The organism is Lamprobacter modestohalophilus, from assembly GCF_016583905.1.
Lineage (GTDB): Bacteria > Pseudomonadota > Gammaproteobacteria > Chromatiales > Chromatiaceae > Lamprobacter > Lamprobacter modestohalophilus.
Genome location: NZ_NRRY01000117.1, coordinates 1 through 3,423, shown reverse-complemented (window position 1 = coordinate 3,423; position 3,423 = coordinate 1). Strand labels below are relative to the sequence as shown.

At 61.5% G+C, this 3,423-nt stretch carries 3 protein-coding genes and 1 pseudogene; 1 reads left to right on the top strand and 3 read right to left on the bottom strand.

Going from position 1 to position 3,423, the window contains the following annotated elements; translation table 11 throughout:
- Positions 1-255: 255 nt before the first annotated feature.
- Complete coding sequence (locus CKO42_RS26010) at positions 256-666, bottom strand: DUF1640 domain-containing protein (protein WP_200252094.1); 411 nt, start codon at positions 664-666, stop codon at positions 256-258.
- 201 nt (positions 667-867) lie between these two features.
- Here CKO42_RS26010 and CKO42_RS26005 point away from each other — a divergent pair, with 201 nt between their 5' ends.
- Positions 868-2,052: an Rpn family recombination-promoting nuclease/putative transposase gene (locus CKO42_RS26005; RefSeq protein WP_200252089.1), complete on the top strand. Its 1,185-nt coding sequence runs from the start codon at positions 868-870 to the stop codon at positions 2,050-2,052.
- A 171-nt stretch (positions 2,053-2,223) separates the two neighbouring features.
- Here the strand turns inward: CKO42_RS26005 and CKO42_RS26000 are convergent, their stop codons facing one another.
- Both CKO42_RS26000 and CKO42_RS25995 read right to left on the bottom strand, forming a co-directional pair.
- Positions 2,224-2,460, bottom strand: a complete 237-nt coding sequence (locus CKO42_RS26000; RefSeq protein ID WP_200252087.1) for a helix-turn-helix domain-containing protein — start codon at positions 2,458-2,460, stop codon at positions 2,224-2,226.
- A 41-nt stretch (positions 2,461-2,501) separates the two neighbouring features.
- A pseudogene (locus CKO42_RS25995) lies at positions 2,502-3,057 on the bottom strand (DegT/DnrJ/EryC1/StrS family aminotransferase); the annotation flags it as partial.
- Between the last annotated feature and the right edge of the window lie 366 nt (positions 3,058-3,423).

The window sequence follows — 3,423 nt, the reverse complement described above, 5'->3', positions numbered from 1 at the left end:
CTGGATTTCGACCAATTGATCAATACCCTCTTGCAGAAAGACATGGAATTGCTTGAGACCTTTGCGCAAGGATCATCGCCGTAAACACGACGAGCATTAGCGCCCTCGGTTTGTTACGCGAGACACCGGAGCGCATCCTCATCGCTGAGACCCCGGAGGCGGAGTTTCACTGAGCAGCGCCAACAACAGCCTGCGGTTGCGGCCCTGATGGCGCGCCAACCTCGAGCGCTCATGCCACAGCGCCGTCGAGCGTCGTCAAGGTCCGATCAGCACATCCGCGAGCTTCAGCACGACGCCGAGGATAGCGAGGCCGCCGATGAGCCAACGGGTCTGCGCGGCCAGTGCCTGGTGCAGGCTCACTTCGAGCTGGCTGATTCGCTCCTGTAAGCGTGCGTCGACTTCCTTGATCTGGAGCTCAACGCCCTTGATGTCCTTCTGTAGGCGCGCCTCGAGTTCCTTGATGTCCTTTTGCAGCCGCGCTTCAACCTCCTTAATTTCCTTCTGCAAGCGCAGCTCGCCTTCGCGGACATGGCCCTGGGTCGCGAGATCATTGAGCTGAGGGAAACGGGCTTCGAGCGCATCAAAGGCTTGCGCAATCACCTCAGCACGCTCCTCATCGCTCGAGCTGTGTTTCAACTTGGTGTAGAGATCAAAGGCAGCGCTCATCAGTGGTTGCTCTGGCAGGGGCGTTGGTGACCGACGCTGAGGTGCGGCGGGACTGGAGTCATCAGTATAGCGAGCTGCACGGGAGGGCTGCACGACGTTGGCGCGGGTCAATGCGCAACCGGCGCAAGCTCGCGAGGAGGGAGAATCAGGGACTTACCCCTCAATGCTGCGAGCAGCAGGCGTCTCGTGCATGGGTGCAGGGTGCTCGCCACAACAGTCCAATCTGGTACAGTTCGTTCCATCGACGAGATCAACAACCCCCATGACGTCTACTTCCGCGAGAGTTTCACCCGGCGCGAGATTGCGCAGGACTTTCTGCGCCAGCAACTGCCGGCTGAGCTGCTTGAGGTGGTGGAGCTCGACAGTCTGGAGATCAGCAAAGACAGCTACGTCTCCAGGGAATTGCGCGCGTCCTATTCTGATCTGGTCTATCGGCTGAAATGGCGTGTGCCCGATCAGGCTGATCCAACCGTGCCCGATCAGGCTGATCCAACCGTGCCCGATCAGGCTGATCTAACCGTACCTGAGCAGGCTGATCCAACCGTGCCTGAGCGGGCTGATCCGGCCGTGCCTGAGCGGGCTGATCCGGCCGCTGCAGTTGATCTAGAAGATGCTGCAGCGACGCTCGCGCTCCACGTCTACATCCTGTTTGAGCACAAGAGCCATCCCGACTACTGGGTGTTGCTGCAACTGCTGCGCTACATCGCGTTGCAGGGCGATGCCTACCGCAAGCAGCATCCCGAGGCCAAGACCTTGCCGCCGGTCTATCCGCTGGTGCTCTATCACGGCGAGAGCCGCTGGCGTATGCCGAGCGATTTCCATGCCCTGATCCGCCCGCTACCAGAGGCGCTCAAACCCTACGTGCCGCAGTTCCGCTATGCGCTGCACGATCTTTCGCCGCGCAGCGATGTGGAGATCAAAGGCGATGTGCTCACCCGCCTGGTGCAGCTAGCGCTACGCTGGATCTTCAGCGACCAGCCGCTGGAGCATCTGGAGCGGTTGATCGCCTTGATCGACCAGGTCGCCGACCGTGATACCGCGCTGCAGATTCTGGAATCGCTGCTGCGATATTATGTCCAAGGGACACAACGGGTCGACGAAACCGACGCCCGCCGCTTGTTGGAACAGACCGCACCGGGAGATCCCATCATGCAGACGTTTATTGATCGGTATATTGAGCAAGGCCGCGAGCAGGGCATCGAGCAGGGCATCGAGCAAGGCCGCGAGCAGGGTAAGGCCGAGATGCTGCTGCGCCAGATGGAGCGCAAATTCGGCCCCACCGATGTCCGGCTGCGCCAGCAGATCCAAGAGGCCGATGCCGAGACCCTACTGGAGTGGTCCGATCGTATTCTTACCGCTGAGACGCCGGAGGCGGTGTTTCATTAGCGCCGGGATCAGCGCTGCCCTTGCCCCTCGCGCAACGCCCGCGACAGCTACTGATACTCTCGCGCCTGCTCCACGCGCCCCATCTGCTCAAGGAGCACCGCCAGGTGATGCGCGACCAGAAAGCGACCACGCCCCTGCACACTGCCCTCAAGCTGAGAAAAACGAGGGACGTCACCCTCCTAGAAAGACCAGGGCACCGGGATGACACTTGAGCGCACGAGCGAGGGACTTGGCCTGCTCGATGTCGAGGGCGGAGCGGTCGGATTCGATCTCGACTAACGCCGCCAGCGGCAGCCCAGCGCGCGTGGCGAACTCCTTTTGGGTCAATTCCTGAAGCTCGCGCAGGATGCGCACGGATTCCCCAGGCGAGCCCTCGATGCTGCGCGTAGCCGGGCGAAATTCGTTCATGTCACGTTCTCCGGTCATCATGTGGCGTCACGCTCACAGCTGGCGACGACGGTGGTTTCACCCACAAAGCCAACGTTCTTCAGAGGGTCGATGTGCTGCTTGGTCTTGTCGTCCGGGCAGATGATGGCGCCGCCCTCGCAGGTGTTGAAGACCTTGGTGGCGTGGAAGCTGAGCACCGAGAGGTCGCCATGGCGCAGGATGCTGCCGCCTTGGTCCTGCACGCCGAAGGCATGCGCGGCATCGTAGATAACCTTGAGGTTGTAATTGTCGGCGATGGTCTGGATGGCCTCGACGTCGCAGGGGTTACCCTACACATGCACCGGCAAGAGGGCGGTAGTGCGCGGGGTGATGGCGGCTTCGATGCGGTTGGGGTCGAGGTTGAGCCTGTGCGGGTCGATGTCGACGAACACCGGCTGAATCTCGTTCCAGAGCAGGGTATGCGCAGTGGCGACGAAGGAGTAGGGCGTGGTGATGACCTCGCCGGTGATGCGCAACGCCTGCAGCGCGGTGAGCAAGGCCAGGGGTGCCGTTGGCGAACAGCGCTAGGTGCTCGACGCCCAGAGACTCCGCGAGCGCCTGCTCCAACTGGTTGTGGAACCGGTGAGCAGCAGATCCCGTTTCGCCTGCGCCTGAAGGCCAATGCGCGCATCCCTCGCTCCCGCTCGGGCGAAGAGAGGCCCGGTTGCTCCGTGAGTTTCAAGATCTGCAGGTCCAAGAGCAGCGTGTGCTGCGAAAGCCGCGTTGGCTCTGGGGCAGCTCCTGTACCTGAGCGCCAAGCGCTTAGAAGACGGCGAGTGGCTGCTCATCGCCAGTGATGCCTATGCCGCTCAAGCTCTCAGGGCGAGCGCGTATAAATCCTCAGCCAAAGACGACCTTAGCGCGGTAGTCATCGTTCCACGTGGCCTTGCGGCGCTTCTTGACCATGCGTTGCTTGGAGGGTTCGCGTTCGAGCAAATTCATGCA

Excerpts from the sequence above, each read along its gene's own strand:
- CKO42_RS26000 (WP_200252087.1), bottom strand. The coding sequence starts at position 2,460 with ATGAACGAATTTCGCCCGGCTACGCGCAGCATCGAGGGCTCGCCTGGG.
- CKO42_RS26010 (WP_200252094.1), bottom strand. The coding sequence starts at position 666 with ATGAGCGCTGCCTTTGATCTCTACACCAAGTTGAAACACAGCTCGAGC.